Origin of the sequence: Tsukamurella sp. 8F (genome assembly GCF_029167375.1) — a bacterium.
GTDB lineage: Bacteria > Actinomycetota > Actinomycetes > Mycobacteriales > Mycobacteriaceae > Tsukamurella.
The window spans coordinates 1-16402 of the sequence record NZ_JARFTP010000032.1 but is presented as its reverse complement, the minus strand read 5'-3'; the positions used below and the strand labels follow the sequence as shown (position 1 = coordinate 16402).

Here is a 16402-nt window from a genome sequence, read left to right as displayed (position 1 = left end):
TCATGCACCGGTGTCTCCGGAAGTCGACTCATAGTGCGCGATTCGGCGGCCGGCGAGTGTGATGAGAACGGCTGCGGCCACCGCGCACGCGATATTGCCGGCGAGATCGATGGCACGCGCACCACCTCCGACCGGTTGGTGAGGAAATGCGATCCAGGCGTACGTCGCCATCGCGCCGGCTGCCGCGGCGAGTCGATGCATCGCGTCCCACCCCTGGCAGCGGGACCAGTAGATCAATCCGACGCTCAGCGCGCCCGCGGCGATACACCACGTGATCACACTGGTCCACTGGGACCAATCGGTCGGCCAGAACATCACGAGAACCAGCATGGCGCTGGTCAGCAGCAAGGTCGCAACCCCGACGTGCCATGCCCTGGGAGCACGTCGCTTCGCAGCCGGGAGACGCTGCGGAACCGTGAACGCCACAACGATCAGGATCGCGATCACCGCAATCGACACACTGTGTTGCACCGGCGATGCCCGGAACGGATCTTCGACCCGGGTGCCGACGAAGCCCAGCGTCACTCCGGCGCCGAACAGCATCGCTGCGGCACCCAGGCCCTTGCGTCCCAGCCACGGCGTCGTCCGGCGCTCCGGGAAGAGTGCCTCCACCAGGGCGATCGGCACGCAAATGCTCCAGATCGCGTGAAGCGACACCACAGCCTGTACCAGGGAAACGTTGGTCCCCAACGCTGGAAGGTAGGCGTCCCCCGCCAATGCATCATGTGCACCGCCATATGTGGGGTTCCATAGCAGCTGATCGACCGGGCCTTCTTCGATCAGCCCGTACGCCGCGGCGAGCAGAGCCATCGACGGCCAGCCTCGACCGGCCCGGCGGATGGTTTCACGGATGAACAACGCTCCGCCGCCATACAGCGGAACGAAGAGGACGAGCATCGGCAGCTTGTCGATGGTCAAGTTCCCGAGGAAGAACTCACCGATGGTCGGAGCCAGCCCCGCCAGCGCCAGTGCAGGCGCGCTCGTACGGATTCGGCTCTCACTTGCGGCGACGACGCCCGCAGCCTTGCCACCGGTGCCGCTCCTGTGTCTCATCACTGCCGGGCCGCCCTCATCCCGCCTCCGACGTCTCGAGGGACGCGCGCCGAGAGGTGGAACGACCCGGTATGAGCAGGTCGATCACCAACAGCGCGGCCGCGATCATGATCATGCAGTCGAGGTAGTGGCAGTAGAGCGCACCGACGTAGCCGGGGCCGCCCCAGGCGTTGACGGTGAACCCGGGATCGAGGCCGCCGACGACTTGCTCGCCCATGCGCCAGAGCAGGTACCAACTCAGCAGGAGCAGCAACGTCACGGCCACCGCCCGCGCCGGGTGCCGATAGGCAGCACGGACGCGTCGCACGAAATCGGCAGACAGAGGCATCGGTGGTCGCGGTCTCGGAGATCGCCGGGCCGCCGCGAGCCACGCTACGACGACGACGGTGAGCACGACATGCACGCCCCACGCACTCGTGCCGGGCAGGTGATCCGCGGCGGCGCGTCCACCGACCACGAACTCGACGGCTCCTGCGACCACGCCGAGACCGAACCCGGCCGCCGCGATGACCACTGCCGACAACGACCAATAGCTCTGTTGAAGCATGCCTCCACGATGCTCTTCGCGCCTCTACCGGCGCGTCCGCCGCACGGTCGATTCCTCCTCGCCCCCAGGGCCGACGCTCCGCCCGACAGGTCGTCCGACCGGAGGACGCGGATGTCCTCCTCAGGGCCGGTTCCATGAAGTCCACCGGCCCATATGGTGGATGGGATGAACGTATACAGGACTGGACTGATCAATGCCGCTGTGGCACTGATCTGCTTCGCCTCGTTCACCGGCCCTGTGATCGCCGGGCCGGCCCCCGGTACGCCAGCGTGGGGCGCGGGGGTCGTCGGAGCGGCAGCGATCGCCCCGACGATATGGAGCCATCGGTTTCCCCTGGCAGCGCTCGCCACGGTTACCGCCGTACTCATGGTCGCATCGCTGACGGATATCCGATTCACGGTTCTGGTCAGCAACGCCGGCCCGGCTTTCGGAATCGCAGTGGCGTGGTGCGCGTATCGCCTACCGTGGCGCACATCGCTCGCGATGTGTGCCCTCGCCTCCTTCGGCGTCACAGCGGTCGGTTTCACGGTCTGGGCTACCTACAGCCGGTATGACCAGAACGCCGTGCAGCTGGTCCTCGCAATCCCGGCGTGGCTCCTCGGCACGCTACTGAGTCGTGAACGCAGCCATCGCAATCAGCACGTCGATGAGCAACGCGAGATCGAAGCTCAGAAGGAGGCGCGCATCCGAGCGGAGGAACGGCTCCGGGTATCCCGGGATATCCACGACGTGGTATCGCACAGCCTCAGCATGATCGCTTTGCGCAGCGGAGTCGCCCGGGTGGTACTCGATCGCGACCCGCATGAGGCCCGAATCGCACTCGCCGCTATAGAAGAATCCAGTCGACGGTCTCTCGATGAGGTCCGCCGCGTCCTAGTGACGGTCCGCAATGAGGTGTCTCCGCTGAATCCCCAATTGTCCGATCTGACGTCCCTCACGTCCACGGCCTGGCCGGGAGCACTAGAGATCTATCTGAACGACTGCAGCGATCACGACAACCTCGATCCGCAGGTGCAGACAACCGCATACCGGATCGTTCAGGAAGCCCTCACAAACGTGGTGCGCCATTCGCACGCGGCACACGCCTCCGTCGAAATCTCATCGACCGGCACAAGCCTGACCGTGCGCGTGACCGACGACGGCGTCGGCGCCCCCGTCGGCGCCGGCCAGGGGCTCGGCCTGACCGGCATGCGAGAGCGGGTCGCGACTCACAACGGGACTCTGTTCACGGACAACGTCGACGGTGGGTACCGAATCGAAGCCGAGATCCCCTATGAGTGACGACATACGCGTACTGATCGCCGACGACGAAGCCCTGGTCCGCGCGGGGTTGCGTGCCCTCATACAGGCGTCGCCGGGCGTGGCGACCGTCGGCGAAGCCGCCACCGGAGACGAGGTACTGCGCGTGGCCGGTCAGACGGATCCGGATGTGGTGCTCATGGATGTCCGAATGCCCGTAATGAACGGAACCGAGGCGACGGCGCACCTCGTGACCCGGGGGCATCGAGCCAAGATCCTGGTGGTCACGACATTCGATGATGACGAAGTCGTCTTCGCGGCACTACGCGCCGGCGCCAGCGGTTTCGTGCTCAAGGACACCCCGCCGGAACGCTTGATCGAGGCTATCCGGACAGTCGCGGATGGAGACTCCCTCTTGAGCCCTTCGGTGACGCGCCGACTTGTCAGTGAGTTCGCAACCTACCGCCCCACGGCACGACCTACGCCGGAGCGCCTCGACACGCTGACCGAACGCGAACGAGACGTGCTCAGCGCCATCGCAGCGGGCCTGAACAACGCGGACATCGCGGCCGAACTGTTCATCAGTACTACCACCGTGAAGACCCACACCTCGAGACTTCTGGTGAAACTCGCGGTACGCAGTCGAACACAGCTGGTGATCGCCGCCTACGAAACAGGATTGGTCGTACCGGGCTCGCAATGATCGCCCGTGGGACGTCACCCCTTCGCCATGTCCACGAAGCGCGAGTAGTGGAGTTGGTGCGCGACGGTGACCGTCGCGGTGGGGCCCGCGCGGTGCTTCCCCAGGATGAAGTCGGTCTCGCCTGCGCGCGGGTCGTCCCGCTCGAACGCGTCGGGGCGATGCAGCAGGATGACCATGTCTGCGTCCTGCTCCAGCGATCCCGACTCACGGAGGTCCGCAACCTGGGGCTTCTTATCGGTGCGCTGCTCCGGCCCACGGTTGAGCTGAGCGACCGCGATGAGCGGCACCTCGAGTTCCTTGGCGAGCAGTTTCAACTGCCGGGAGAACTCGGAGACCTCCTGCTGGCGGGACTCGACCTTCTTGCCCGACGTCATCAGCTGTAAGTAGTCGATGGCGATGAGCTTGAGGTCGTGCCGCTGCTTGAGGCGGCGCGCCTTGGCGCGGATCTCCATCATCGTCAGGTTCGGCGAGTCGTCGACGAACAGCGGAGCCTCGGAGATCTCCGACATGCGCCGAGCGAGGCGGGTCCAGTCGTCGTCGGTCATCTTGCCGGACCGCATGTCCGCGAGCTTGATCCGCGCCTCGGCGGATAGCAGACGCATGACCACCTCGGTCTTGCTCATCTCGAGCGAGAACAGAGCGCTGGCCATGCCCTGCTCGATGGAACAGGAGCGCAGGATATCCAAGGCCAGCGTCGACTTACCCACACCGGGCCGCGCAGCGATGATGATCATCTGCCCCGCGTGCAGGCCGTTGGTGAGCGCGTCGAAGTCCGTGAAGCCGGTGGGCACGCCCTGGCTGATACCGCCGCGCGAGGCGATCGCGTCGATCTCGTCCATCGTCGGCTGCAGCAGCTGCTCGAGGACGACGTAGTCCTCCGACGTGTTGCGCTCGGTGACGTCGTAGACGGCGGCCTGCGCACGATCGACCACCTCGGCCACGTCGGCACCCTCCGAGCCGGAGTAGCCGTACTGCACGATCCTCGTGCCGGCCTCGACGAGCCGCCGCAGGATCGCCTTCTCCGCAACGATCTCCGCATAGAACCCCGCGTTGGCGGCGGTGGGCACCGTCGAGATCAGCGTGTGCAGGTAGGGCGCTCCACCGACTCGCTTCAACTCGCCCTTGCGGTCCAGCGTCGCCGAGACGGTGACGGCGTCCGCCGGCTCACCCGCGCCGTACAGGTCGAGGATCGCGTCGTACACGGACTGATGGGAGGGCTTGTAGAAGTCACCGGGGCGCAGGACCTCGAGCACATCGGCGATGGCGTCCTTGGACAACATCATCGCGCCGAGCACGGACTGCTCGGCCGCGATGTCCTGGGGAGGCTGCCGGCCGAAGTCCTCTGCGGGTGGCGCACCGTCCCGGGGCTCTCGGACCTCGGATCCCGAGAACTCCCTGTCGTCCACGACCGCCATGTGCACCTCTCCACTCGTACCGACCAACACGCCCCGTCCTCGCCGTCGGTTCTACCGCGGACCACCGACAGGTTTCCGCACGCGCGGACGGACGCGTGGAGACGCTATGCCGTACGAAGGCCTCTGCAAAGCAGGCCTGTGGATGGATCTGTGCAGACTGTGTGCACGACGCGCGGTCGACGTGTTGACCCCGGTGTGGACCGTTGGGGAAAACCTGTGGATGGATCAGAGGCCCGCACACAATCCCCAGGTCAGCGCTATCAGTATTCTTCGGACACCTGTGGAGTGAAATGTCTCAGCGTGTCGCGACGATATTGCATTCGGGCGTGTCGTGACTGCACCGTTTGGTTGGCTGTTCACGATCCGCACCGTCGGGTTCGCCACAGGTTCACCGTCCGGCCAGCTGCCTGCACAGACGGCGGCTGTACCGCCGGGCGACCACGACCGCACCGCGTATCCTGTTGTACGACTCACACACGGAAGGACGCATTAGACGATGCGCACACATCCGGCGGTAAGACGCACCGCTGCAGCCGCTCTCGGTCTCACTGCGGCAGCGACGATGGCGGCCGGCGCCGCCTCCGCTGCCCCCGCCAAACCGAAGCCCGCACCCAAGCCGGTCACCGCGACCGGCACGTGCACCAGCAACAACCCCGTCGGCCTCATCACGCACGACCAGGTGAAGTGGACCGTCAAGGCGGTGGTCACCAAGCCCGGTGTCGTCACCGTCTCGGGATCGGCAACGATCGGGCAGCAGGACGTCATCGTGCGTCAGTTCGGCGCCACCGCGGAGGTGAGCTGGAACAACACGAGCTCCGGCAAGTACGGCACCGTCGCGATGAGCGGTAACGGCGAGCGCCCCACCCTCTCCCCCACACCGATCGTCACGGGCAAGGGCCCGGTCACGTTGAACGCGGTGATCAAGGTCGGCGCCGGCGCCACCTGGATCGCCCCGCAGGTCTCGACCCCCTGCGTCGTCTCCATCCAGGTCTAGCGCCTGGACGCACGAAGACCCCACCTCCGCGGAGGTGGGGTCTTCCCTTGGTGCCGGGAAGTGCTACTTCGCAGCGACCGTCAGCGAGAACTTCGCACGCACATCGGGATGCAGCGAGACCTCGACCGGGAACGTGCCCGTCGACTTGATGTGCCCCTTGGGCAGCGTCAGGTTGCGCTTGTCCACAGAGGGACCACCGGCGGCCTTGAGGGCGCCGGCGACGTCGGCCGGAGTGACCGAGCCGAACAGCTTGCCGGACTCGGCGGTGGTGACCGCCAGGTTGACGGCCTCGAGGCCCTCGATGGCCTGCTTGAGCTCGTTGGCGTGATCGAGGCCCCGGACGCGCTTGGCCTCCTGGCTGCGTCGGATGCCCTCGACCTGCTTCTGCGCGCCGCGGGTCGCGACGATCGCGAAGCCGCGAGGCAGCAGGTAGTTGCGGCCGTAACCATCCTTGACCTCGACGGTGTCGCCGGGGCCGCCCAGGTTGTCGACGTCTGCGGTGAGGATCAGCTTCATGTTCGCCCTCCCCTATCGCGTGGTCGACGTGAACGGCAGCAGTGCCACCTCACGCGAGTTCTTGACGGCGATGGCGACGTCGCGCTGGTGCTGCACGCAGTTACCGGTCACCCGGCGGCTGCGGATCTTGCCGCGCTCGGACAGGAAGCGGCGTAGCAGCGTCGTGTCCTTGTAGTCGATGACGAGGTTCTTCTCCTTGCAGAACGTGCACGCCTTGGCCTTGACGGCCTTCTCGACGCGCACCTTCCGCCCATTGCCCTTACCGGCCATGGTGTCGATGCTCCTTGGTGAAAGTTGTTCGAATAGTTCCGAGAGTGCGGGCGCGGGCCGCGATCAGAACGGGGGCTCGTCCGAGCCGCCGCCGAAACCGCCGGCCGCGGGGGCGCTGCCCCACGGATCGTCCTGCGGCGCGTTCTGCCGGGGGGCGGACTGGCCGCCCTGCTGGCCACCGCCGTAACCGCCGCCCTGCTGGCCACCGCCCTGCGGACCGAAGTTGCCGCCGCCTCCGCCGCCGCGCGGGGTGCGCTGCGGCTTCGCCGTGGCGTATCGGAGGGAGGGACCGATCTCGTCGACCTCGAGCTCGACGACCGTGCGGCGCTGGCCCTCGCGGTCGTCGTAGCTACGCTGCTTCAGGCGGCCCTGCACGATGACGCGGGTGCCCTTGGTCAGTGACTCGGCGACGTTCTCCGCCGCCTCACGCCAGATGTTGCAGCGGAGGAAGAGCGCCTCCTGATCTTTCCACTCGTTGGTGTTCCGATCGAAGATGCGCGGGGTGGACGCCACCGTGAAATTGGCTACCGCTGCACCCGAGGGGGTGAAGCGGAGCTCCGGATCGGCGGTGAGGTTCCCGACGACCGTGATGATCGTGTCGCCTGCCATGTGGTCTCTCCCTAGTCCGTCGGTTGGGTGGACTTACTTCTTGCGCAGGACCTTAGTGCGCAGGACGGTCTCGTTCAGACCGAGCTGACGATCCAGCTCCGTCACGGTGGCCGGCTCGGCGTTCAGGTCGACGACGGCGTAGATGCCCTCGGCGTTCTTCTCGATCTCGTAAGCCAGGCGACGCTTGCCCCAGATGTCGACGTTCGTCACCGAGCCACCGTCCTTGCGGACGACGTTCAGCAGAGTCTCCAGTGCGGGGGCGACGGTGCGCTCGTCCAGGCTCGGATCCAGGATCACCATCAGTTCGTAATTTCGCATAGGCTTTGAGCCTCTCCTCCTATGGACTAATGCGGCCGCGGACTCTCCGCGGCAGGAGTGTCGCCGATCGGCAACCGCACCAGAGTACATCACGGCCTCCCGACCAGCGAAATCACGGCCACCGGGCCCGTTTCCGACGGGCCTAGTACTACTCGCCTAGAACTTCTGGGCCACGGCGCGGAATACGGAACGCCCACCAGGCGACGGCGCTGACGGTGAGAGCGCAGGCGCAGCATGCGACTAGCGCGGCGTGATAGCCGGCAGCGAACGCCTGCGCCGCCGACTCGTGTAACGGCGCCGGCGCAGCGGTTGTGCGGCCGCTGACCACCCCGGAGATCGTGTCCGGCCGCCGATCACCCGTGTGAGCCCTCCAGTGGGAGCGGGTGGCAGTGGCACCGATGACCCCGATGACGGCCAGGCCGACAGCCGTGCCGAGTTGCCGGGACGAGTTGAGGACCGACGACGCCGCGCCCGCTATCTCGCGGGGGAGATCTCTCATGGCGACGTGCGTGACGGCCGGGACCAGGAGACCGAATCCCGCACCCGCTGTCAGGTAGCCGGCGGCGGCCCCGAGGAACGTGGCGTTATTCGCCGCGGCGGCCAGCAGCGCGAAGCCGCTCGCCGCGAGTAGGCCTGCCGATACCACGATCCATCGTGTCGCCACGAACCGCTGGATCCATCCGGATGCTTGGGCGACGACCAGGAAGGGGATGTTCATCAGCAGCCACGACAGGCCGGTGCGCAGGGCGGACCATCCGTCCGCATTCTGGAACAGCAGCGTGACGTAGTAGAGGGCGCCGCTGAATCCGGTGTAGCCCAACAGATAGACGGCGCATGCGCCGACGAACGCGCGGCGCGCGCGTATCCGACGCGGCAGCAGCGGCTCGCGCGCGATCCGTTGTTGGAACACGAAGCCGATCAGTCCGACGAGGCCGGCTACGAGTGGGGCACCGATACGAAGGAGCCCGGCGTTCTGGCCGGCCGCTGTATTCAGCGCGAACGTGACGAGTCCCAATGACATCGACACGATCGCGAGCCCGAGCAGGTCGAGAGGGCGGCGGTCGGTCACGATCGAACCTCTCGGCACGGTGCGGGCGATGAGGACGACCGTCAGGCACACGAGCGGAACGTTGATCCAGAAGATCGCCGACCAACCGGTGACGGCCAGGAGGAGGCCCCCGACGATGGGGCCCGCCCCGAACCCGGCTCCTCCGATGGCTGCCCACCAGCCGATCGCGTGGCCGCGGTGCTCGGATGGGTAGATGTCGGTCAACACGGCGAGCGTGAGAGAGAGCATCGCCGCACCGCCCACGCCTTGCCCGATCCGCGCTACCGACAAGGCAGACGTCGTAGGCGAGAGCGCGGCGACGGTCGACGCGGCGCCGAAGACGATCAGGCCTGCGAGCAGGATCGCGCGGTGGCCGTAGCGGTCGCCGAGCGCACCGGTGAGAGGAATGAACACGGTCAGGCTGAGTGCGTAGCCGCCGATGACCCACTGGAGGGCGTTCGGCCCGGCACCGAGTCCGTGCTGGATCGCTGGGAGCGCGACGTTGACGATCGTCACGTCGAGTTGAATCAGGAAGCCGGCCAGGCACAGGGACATCAGGGCCAGCCGCCGCCGTGGCGGGGCCGGCGGGTGGTTCCGACGCGTCTGGCCGGGGGTGTCGACGGCTCTCACGAGGCTGCTCCTGTCACGTCCGGCGTCGTTGGGGTGTCATTGGAGTGACACCCCGACCAGCGAGGATGTGACCGATGAATACAGATGCGCAGCTCATCGCACGATTCGAGAGTTGCCGGCCGCACCTGCTGGCCGTGGCTGCGCGCCTTCTCGGCGACCGGGCCGGCGCCGAGGACGTCGTGCAAGAGGCGTGGCTGCGGCTCAGCCGCCCCGGCGCCACCGATCTCGACGCAATCGCCAACATCGACGGGTGGATGACCACGGTGGTCGCCCGCACGAGTCTCAACGCGCTACGCGCGCGCGGCGCACGCCCCGAGTACTCGGTCGCGGGCATCGGCTACGACATCGTCGTGCGGCCGGTAGGCGAGAACGCACCTGAAGATCAGGCGATACTCGCCGAGCAGGTCGCTTTCGCACTCGACCTCGTCCTGCGGAGACTGAGCCCACCGGAACGACTCGCGTTCATCCTCCACGACTCCTTCGGCATGGCGTTCACCGATATCGCGGGCCTGCTCGGAAAGTCGATCGACGCAACCCGCAAGATCGCCAGCCGCGCCCGGAACCGGGTTCGCGCCTTCGACCCCGCCGCGATGGAGACCGACCCCGCCGGCCAGCGCGCGGTCGTCGACGCGTTCTTCTCCGCGTCGATGGACGGCGACCTCGACGCTCTCGTCGACGTACTGCACCCGGATGTCGGCTTCTACGCCGATGGTGGCGCCACGCGCCCCGAGGCCACCGCCACACTCCACGGCCGACGTGACGTCTCGCGGCGGGCAGCGGCGTTCGCTGTTCCCGGTGCAAGTCTGTGCCCGGTCACGATCAACGGCGCGCAGGCGGTCCTCGTCCAGCGCGACGACCAGGTACGTGCCGCCATGGCGTTCACCATCAGCGAAGGCCGGATCCTCCAGATCTATTCGCTGCTGGACGATTCACGGCTGCGGCAGCTCATACGCACCCTCCCCGGCTGAACGAACGACGTCATGACCGCACCGACTAGGCCGCGGGGCCGAGCAGGATCTGCCGCACGAGGCCGTAGACGAACTCCTGAAAGGCGGGATCCGGGTCGAAGCGGCACGTACGGCCGACATCGAATACGACGGCGAAGGCCGCGTGCACCAGGTAGACCGCCTCCGCGCGCGACAGCTCGGGTCGCGCCGCCACGACGGCGTCGGCACAGCGCCCGATGTTGCCGCGCTGGAGACCCGCGAGCCGACGGCGGTCGGAGTCCGGGACGTTGCCTATCTCGCGGAAGTACACCGTCATCACCTTGCTGCGGCGGAACGAGAGTTCCACGTATGCAGCGCACATCCGGTCGAGCACGTCGCGCGGGTCGGTCCGCCCGGCCGCCTGTGCCTCGTCGATCGCGGCGATCGTCTCCGCGCCGACCGACTCCAGGACCCCGACCAGCATCGCCGCTTTGCTCGGGAAGTACCGGTAGACGCCGGATTGCACTATCCCGGCCGCGGTGCCGATCTGCCCCATGCTCACACTGTGATAGCCGTGGGCGAAGAACAGCTCGATCGCCGCGTCCAGCAACTCCTCTGCCCGATCCTGCTCGGGTCGCGGATCTTCCGGTGCTGCAATGTGATACAGCCCGACGGGAACGGGTTGCGGGTCGAATACGGCACGCGCGGCAGCGAGGAGCACCGCGCCTGCACGGCGCTGGGCGAGAACCGTGCGATGCGCGGTCACGCTGCCCGGCACGCTGAGGGCGGCGACGGTGCGGAGCTCCAACTCGGCCCGGGGCATCTGCGGGTACAGCTCGGCAGCGACGTCCGCCACCTGTCCCACCATGACGCCCAGTTGCCGGCGAATCCGTGCGCGGTCGTCGGCCTCGAGAATGCGCTGCTCCCAGCGGAACAGTCCGCCGGTGTCACGGCGCTGCACGGACACATCGAACGCGGCGGCGAGGGCGGCGTCGAGGCGGGCCGCCGGGGCCGCATCTGCGGCACCCGCGATCGCGTCGGCGACACCCGCCGTGAGCGCGTTGGAGAGCGTTGTGATCGCGTGCTCGAGCAGCGCGTACTTGTTGGAGAAGTGCCGGTACACCGCGGGCCCGGAGATGTTCAGAGCGGCGGCGATGTCCTCGATCCCCACGCCGTGATAGCCGCGCCGGCCGAAGTCCTCGGCGGCCGCCCGCGCGATCTGCTCGCGGCGGTCCTTCGGTCGCTTGCGCCGCTGCGGCGTCGTCATCGTCCCCGCACACCCTTTCCTCCTCGAGACGCCAACAGTACCTGGCATACGCCTGGTCCGGGCACGTACGGTGGAGCGATAGAAGTAAGTGGTCATTCTTTCACACCGCGACCGCCGCCGGTCCGAGAGGAGACCGAGATGAGAGCTCCCACAGAGGCACTCGCACCCGCGCAGGCCGTCGGATGCCGCATCGTGATCGACGCCCCGATGCGGCCGCGGCGCGTCCGCGCCCGCCTGCCTCATTCGGCTGAGCCGCTGTCCACACTCGCGGGTCCAGCCAACGTCGTCATGCAGTTGCTCTGGCCCGGCGTCGGTTACGGTGTGATGGAGTCGCGCGTCCACTCGGGCTCCCTGTACCGGCATCCGGTCAAACGCACCCGGACCACTTTCGCCTACCTCGCCGTCGTCATGTTCGGCAGCGACGCGGACCGCGCCCGGTACCGCGAGAGCGTGAACGGCCAACACCGGCAGGTGTTCTCGGACCGCACCAGCAAGAGCCCGGTCGATTACCACGCCATGGATCCGCGGCTCCAGCTATGGGTGGCGATGTGCCTGTACGTCGGTTTCGAGGACACGCACGAACTGCTGCACGGGCGCATGAGCGACGAGCAGAAGGAGCTCTTCTACCGCGGCTCCGCAGCGCTGGGAACCACGCTGCAGGTGCGGTCCGGCATGTGGCCGGTCACGCGCGCGGCTTTCGAGGACCAGTGGATCGAGATGTGCGCGCGGGCGCATGCGACGGACGCGATCCGAGAGTACCTGCTGCGCCTCGTCGATCTCGAATTCTTGGGAAACACAATCCTTCTCGCTCCGATCAGGCCGCTCGCGCGCTTCATGACCTCCGGATTCCTGGCGCCGGTGTTCCGGGAGCAGATGGGGATCGTGTGGACGGATTCGCAGCAACGCCGGTTCGATGCCGTAATGCGGACCGCTTCGATCGCGCAGCGGTTGATACCGCGGCCGATCGGAACATTGCCGTATCGGATGCTCGTGTGGGACCTGCGGCTTCGCCACCGACTGGGTCGGCCTTCGGTGTAGCCGGGCTCAGGCACCGTATTCACTCCGGAGGGCGGCCTTGGTCACCTTGCCCGCGGCGTTGCGGGGCAGCGCCGCGACCACGACCACATCCCGGGGGTGCTTGTACCGCGCGATGCGACCGGCGAGGAATTCGGAGAGTTGGTCGGTGGTAACGGCTTCCGCGTCGGGGCGCAACTCGACCACGGCGACGACACTCTCACCCCACCGCTCGTCCGAGCGGCCGATGACCGCGGCCTCCAGAACAGAGGGGTGCGCCGCGACGGCGTTCTCGACCTCCACACAGTAGATGTTCTCGCCTCCCGAGATGATCATGTCCTTGGCCCGGTCGACGATGTAGACGAAGCCCTCCTCGTCCTGGCGCACCAGATCGCCGGAGTGGAACCAGCCGCCCTCGAAAGCCGCCGCGGTGGCCTCGGGCGCATTCCAGTAGCCGGCCATGAGATTCGGCCCGCGATAGACGATCTCGCCGACCTCGCCCACGGGGACGTCGATCATCTCGGGACTCACGACGCGCGCCGCGCACGTCCGGACGACACGGCCGACCGACCCCACCTTGCGGAGAGTGTCCGCACCGGTGAGCGCGCACGTGACGGGCGACATCTCGGTCTGGCCGAAGACGGCGCAGACGGTGGCCTCGGGGAACGTTGCGGACAAGGCCTCCAGGAGGGTTCGCGACGCCGGCGCGGCACCCCACCACACGAAGCGCAGCTTCAGCGAGCGAGGCCGGGCCTGCTGCTCCAGCACCACCTGCTGCCACTGGGCCGGGACCATGAACATCGTGGTGATGCCTTCGGCCTCCAGCGTGTCGAGGACCGCGGCAGGGTCGAAGGCGGTGAGCGGGAAGATCACGGCCGTGACTCCGTCGAGCACGATCGAGGACAGGACGCCGAGGGCGGCGATGTGGAACATCGGCACCGCGATCGCGCCGACCGCCTCATGGTCGACGTGGCCGGGGGCGACGAGGTTGTTCATCGCCTGGGCCTGCATGTTGGCGTGCGTCAGCACCGCGCCCTTGGGCCGGCCCGTTGTGCCCGAGGTGTACATGATCAGTGCGGGGCTGTCATCGGGCACGTCGATCAGCGGCTCTGGGCGTCCCTCGGCGATGAGATCGTCGTAGCCCTCCGCAGCCACGCCGTCGGGGAGTTCCGCGGCACCGTCGAACCTGACGCGCACGCCGAGGTCGATCCCCTGCCCCGCGACGGCGGCCACGAGCGGGTCGAACGGCGCCTCGAAGACGATCGCGCACGCCGCGGTGTCCGCCGCGAGATAGGCGACCTCGGGTGGCGCCATACGGAAATTGATCGGCACCGCGATCGCACCCAGGGCGTTGACTGCGAGGACCGCCTCGACGTATTCGGGACGGTTCAGACCGAGGACGAGCACGCGGTCGCCGAAACCTACGCCCCGTTCGGCGAGTGCCCCGGCCAGCCTGCCGTTCCTCTCGGCGAGCTGCGACCACGTGGTCGCAGCTCCGCCGAAGCGCAGCGCGACCGAATCACCTCGCATGATCGCGTGCATACGCACCTGGTTGTTCCAGCTCTTGCGCTGGGAGAACCTCGGTTCCTCGAGGCGTGGGAACGAGGGGAGGGCGGTGTCGGAATCGGCCACATGTGGGATTGTTACCCCCGACCGCGTCCGCCCGGACGGAGTTGAGCGAAGTGAGAGAATGTTGCTTAACTTCTCGCTATGGTGGACGGCACGTGTGACGCAACGAGAGGAAGACCGTGTCCGAGGCATACATCTACGAGGCGATACGGACGCCGCGCGGTAAGCAGCGCGGCGGGTCGCTTCATGCGACCAAACCGATCGATCTCGTGATCGGTCTGATCGACGAGATCAAGGCCCGCAGCCCCCAACTCGATCCTGCCGAGATCGACGACATCGTCATGGGCGTCGTCTCCCCCATCGGAGAACAGGGTGCCGTCATCCCCCGTGCCGCGGCGCTCGCGGCCGGCCTGCCGGACACTGTCGCGGGTGTGCAGATCAACCGGTTCTGCGCATCCGGCCTCGAGGCCACCAACATGGCGGCCCAGAAGGTACGGGCGGGCTGGGACCAGCTGGTGCTGGCCGGCGGCGTCGAGTCGATGTCCCGCGTACCGCTCGGGTCCGACGGCGGCCCGATGTTCCAGGACGTCACGACCAACTACGACGCGTACTTCGTGCCGCAGGGCATCGGCGCCGACCTGATCGCGTCGATCGAGGGCTTCTCGCGCGAGGACGTCGACCGCTTCGCCGCCGAGTCGCAGGAGAAGGCGGCACGAGCCTGGGACGAGGGCCGCTTCGCCAAGTCCGTCGTTCCGGTCAAGGACATGAACGGCCTGACCGTGCTGGACAACGACGAGCACCGTCGCCCCGGCACCACTGTGGAGACCCTGGGCAACCTCAAGCCCGCCTTCGAGGGTATCGGCGCGATGGGCGGATTCGACGCCGTCGCGTTGCAGAAGTACTACACCGTCGAGAAGATCGACCACGTGCACACGGGCGGCAACAGCTCGGGCATCGTCGACGGCGCCGCCCTGTTGCTGATCGGCAACGAGGAGGGCGGCAGGAAGGCCGGACTGAACCCGCGTGGCCGCATCGTCGCGACGGCCGTCACCGGCTCGGACCCGACGATCATGCTCACCGGCCCCACGCCGGCCACCGAGAAGGCCCTGGCGATGGCCGGGCTGACCCCCGGCGACATCGACGTGTGGGAGCTCAACGAGGCGTTCGCGTCCGTCGTGCTCAAGTGGATGAAGGACTTCAAGCTCGACCGCGAGCAGGTGAACGTCAACGGCGGCGCGATCGCGCTGGGTCACCCGCTGGGCGCGACCGGCGCGATGCTGGTCGGCACCGTGCTGGACGAGCTGGAGCGCACGGGTGGCCGTTACGGCCTCATCACGCTGTGCATCGGCGGCGGCATGGGCATCGCGACCATCATCGAGCGGCTCTGAGGGAGAGAATTCATATGTCTGACAACATGATCCGCTGGGAGAAGGATGCCGACGGCGTCGTCGTGCTGACGATGGACGATCCCACCAGCTCCGCGAACACCATGACCGAGCTCTACGGCCGGTCGATGCATGAGACCGTCGACCGCCTAGAGGCCGAGAAGGACTCGATCACCGGCGTCGTCATCACCTCCGCCAAGAAGACGTTCTTCGCGGGCGGCAACCTCGAGCTGCTGAGCAAGGCCACTCCCGCCGACGCGCAGGCGTACTACGACCAGTCGATGGCGATAAAGGCGGACCTGCGCCGCCTCGAGCAGCTCGGCAGGCCCGTGGTCGCCGCGATCAACGGCGCGGCGCTGGGCGGCGGCCTGGAGATCGCGCTCGCGACGCATCACCGCATCGCGGCCGACGTCAAGGGCTCGGTCATCGGCCTGCCGGAGGTGTCGCTCGGCCTGCTGCCCGGTGGCGGCGGCGTGACTCGCACCGTCCGGTTACTGGGCCTGCAGGGCGCCCTCATGGGCGTGCTGCTGCAAGGCCAGCGCATGCGTCCCGAGAAGGCCGAGCAGGTAGGCGTGGTCGACGAGCTCGTGGGCTCGGTCGATGAGCTGCTTCCCAAGGCCAAGGAGTGGATCAAGGCCAACCCCGAGGCGGTACAGCCCTGGGACGTCAAGGGTTACAAGATCCCCGGCGGCTCGCCCAAGTCCCCAGCGATCGCCGCGAACCTTCCGGCGTTCCCCGCGAACCTGCGCAAGCAGCTCAAGGGCGCGCCCATGCCGGCGCCGCGCGCGATCATGGCGGCCGCCGTCGAGGGCGCGCTCGTCGACTTCGATACCGCACTCGTCATCGAGGCCCGCTACTTCGTGTCGCTGGTCGTCGGCCAGGTCTCGAAGAACATGACG

General features: G+C 67.5%; 17 protein-coding genes. 7 read left to right on the top strand and 10 right to left on the bottom strand.

All coding sequences use genetic code 11. The features are described 5' to 3' along the window. Together P0W64_RS18835 and P0W64_RS18830 are read right to left on the bottom strand one after the other, a co-directional pair. The gene (locus P0W64_RS18835) at window positions 1-1056 is read right to left on the bottom strand and encodes a hypothetical protein (protein ID WP_275481703.1); all 1056 of its coding nucleotides are present in this window, start codon (window positions 1054-1056) and stop codon (window positions 1-3) included. Between the two features lie 13 nt (window positions 1057-1069). Next, entirely contained in the window at window positions 1070-1600 is a 531-nt protein-coding gene (locus P0W64_RS18830; RefSeq protein ID WP_275481702.1) for a hypothetical protein, read from the bottom strand. Between the two features lie 165 nt (window positions 1601-1765). On the opposite strand from P0W64_RS18830, the gene P0W64_RS18825 reads away from it, so the two are divergent. Continuing rightward, window positions 1766-2881, top strand: coding sequence for a sensor histidine kinase (locus P0W64_RS18825; protein ID WP_275481701.1), 1116 nt, complete (start codon window positions 1766-1768; stop codon window positions 2879-2881). Next, window positions 2874-3542: a response regulator transcription factor gene (locus P0W64_RS18820; RefSeq protein ID WP_275481700.1), complete on the top strand. Its 669-nt coding sequence runs from the start codon at window positions 2874-2876 to the stop codon at window positions 3540-3542. The genes P0W64_RS18825 and P0W64_RS18820 overlap by 8 nt, the downstream gene beginning before the upstream one ends. Before the next feature lie 14 nt (window positions 3543-3556). Here P0W64_RS18820 and dnaB read toward each other — a convergent pair whose 3' ends face one another. Then, window positions 3557-4957, bottom strand: coding sequence for a replicative DNA helicase (dnaB, locus tag P0W64_RS18815; protein WP_275481699.1), 1401 nt, complete (start codon window positions 4955-4957; stop codon window positions 3557-3559). A gap of 496 nt (window positions 4958-5453) precedes the next feature. Between dnaB and P0W64_RS18810 the strand changes: the two genes are divergently transcribed. Beyond that, window positions 5454-5951, top strand: coding sequence for a hypothetical protein (locus P0W64_RS18810; protein WP_275481698.1), 498 nt, complete (start codon window positions 5454-5456; stop codon window positions 5949-5951). A gap of 63 nt (window positions 5952-6014) precedes the next feature. On the opposite strand, the gene rplI is transcribed toward P0W64_RS18810, so the two are convergent. From rplI to P0W64_RS18785, 5 genes are all read right to left on the bottom strand, one after another. After that, window positions 6015-6467 carry a 50S ribosomal protein L9 gene (rplI, locus tag P0W64_RS18805; RefSeq protein ID WP_275481697.1) on the bottom strand — a complete coding sequence of 151 codons (453 nt, stop codon included), beginning with the start codon at window positions 6465-6467 and terminating at the stop codon, window positions 6015-6017. A 12-nt stretch (window positions 6468-6479) separates the two neighbouring features. Then, window positions 6480-6737 carry a 30S ribosomal protein S18 gene (rpsR, locus tag P0W64_RS18800; RefSeq protein ID WP_275481696.1) on the bottom strand — a complete coding sequence of 86 codons (258 nt, stop codon included), beginning with the start codon at window positions 6735-6737 and terminating at the stop codon, window positions 6480-6482. Window positions 6738-6800: 63 nt separating this feature from the next. Further along, entirely contained in the window at window positions 6801-7346 is a 546-nt protein-coding gene (locus P0W64_RS18795; RefSeq protein ID WP_275481695.1) for a single-stranded DNA-binding protein, read from the bottom strand. A 33-nt stretch (window positions 7347-7379) separates the two neighbouring features. Next, window positions 7380-7664, bottom strand: a complete 285-nt coding sequence (gene rpsF / locus P0W64_RS18790) for a 30S ribosomal protein S6 (protein WP_275481694.1) — start codon at window positions 7662-7664, stop codon at window positions 7380-7382. A gap of 148 nt (window positions 7665-7812) precedes the next feature. After that, a complete protein-coding gene (locus tag P0W64_RS18785) occupies window positions 7813-9342 on the bottom strand; it encodes an MFS transporter (RefSeq protein ID WP_275481693.1) in 1530 nt (509 codons plus the stop codon). A gap of 74 nt (window positions 9343-9416) precedes the next feature. On the opposite strand from P0W64_RS18785, the gene P0W64_RS18780 reads away from it, so the two are divergent. After that, on the top strand, window positions 9417-10310 hold the full coding sequence (locus P0W64_RS18780; protein WP_275481692.1) for a sigma-70 family RNA polymerase sigma factor: 894 nt from the start codon (window positions 9417-9419) through the stop codon (window positions 10308-10310). Window positions 10311-10335: 25 nt separating this feature from the next. Here the strand turns inward: P0W64_RS18780 and P0W64_RS18775 are convergent, their stop codons facing one another. Beyond that, complete coding sequence (locus P0W64_RS18775) at window positions 10336-11535, bottom strand: TetR/AcrR family transcriptional regulator (protein WP_275481691.1); 1200 nt, start codon at window positions 11533-11535, stop codon at window positions 10336-10338. A 138-nt stretch (window positions 11536-11673) separates the two neighbouring features. Here P0W64_RS18775 and P0W64_RS18770 point away from each other — a divergent pair, with 138 nt between their 5' ends. Then, complete coding sequence (locus P0W64_RS18770) at window positions 11674-12573, top strand: oxygenase MpaB family protein (RefSeq protein ID WP_275481690.1); 900 nt, start codon at window positions 11674-11676, stop codon at window positions 12571-12573. Window positions 12574-12579: 6 nt separating this feature from the next. Here the strand turns inward: P0W64_RS18770 and P0W64_RS18765 are convergent, their stop codons facing one another. Next, window positions 12580-14091, bottom strand: coding sequence for an AMP-binding protein (locus P0W64_RS18765; protein ID WP_275481721.1), 1512 nt, complete (start codon window positions 14089-14091; stop codon window positions 12580-12582). 206 nt (window positions 14092-14297) lie between these two features. Between P0W64_RS18765 and P0W64_RS18760 the strand changes: the two genes are divergently transcribed. Then, entirely contained in the window at window positions 14298-15506 is a 1209-nt protein-coding gene (locus P0W64_RS18760) for an acetyl-CoA C-acetyltransferase (protein ID WP_275481688.1), read from the top strand. A gap of 14 nt (window positions 15507-15520) precedes the next feature. Next, window positions 15521-16402: enoyl-CoA hydratase/isomerase family protein (locus P0W64_RS18755; protein ID WP_275481687.1), on the top strand; the 882-nt coding region annotated here is incomplete at its 3' end.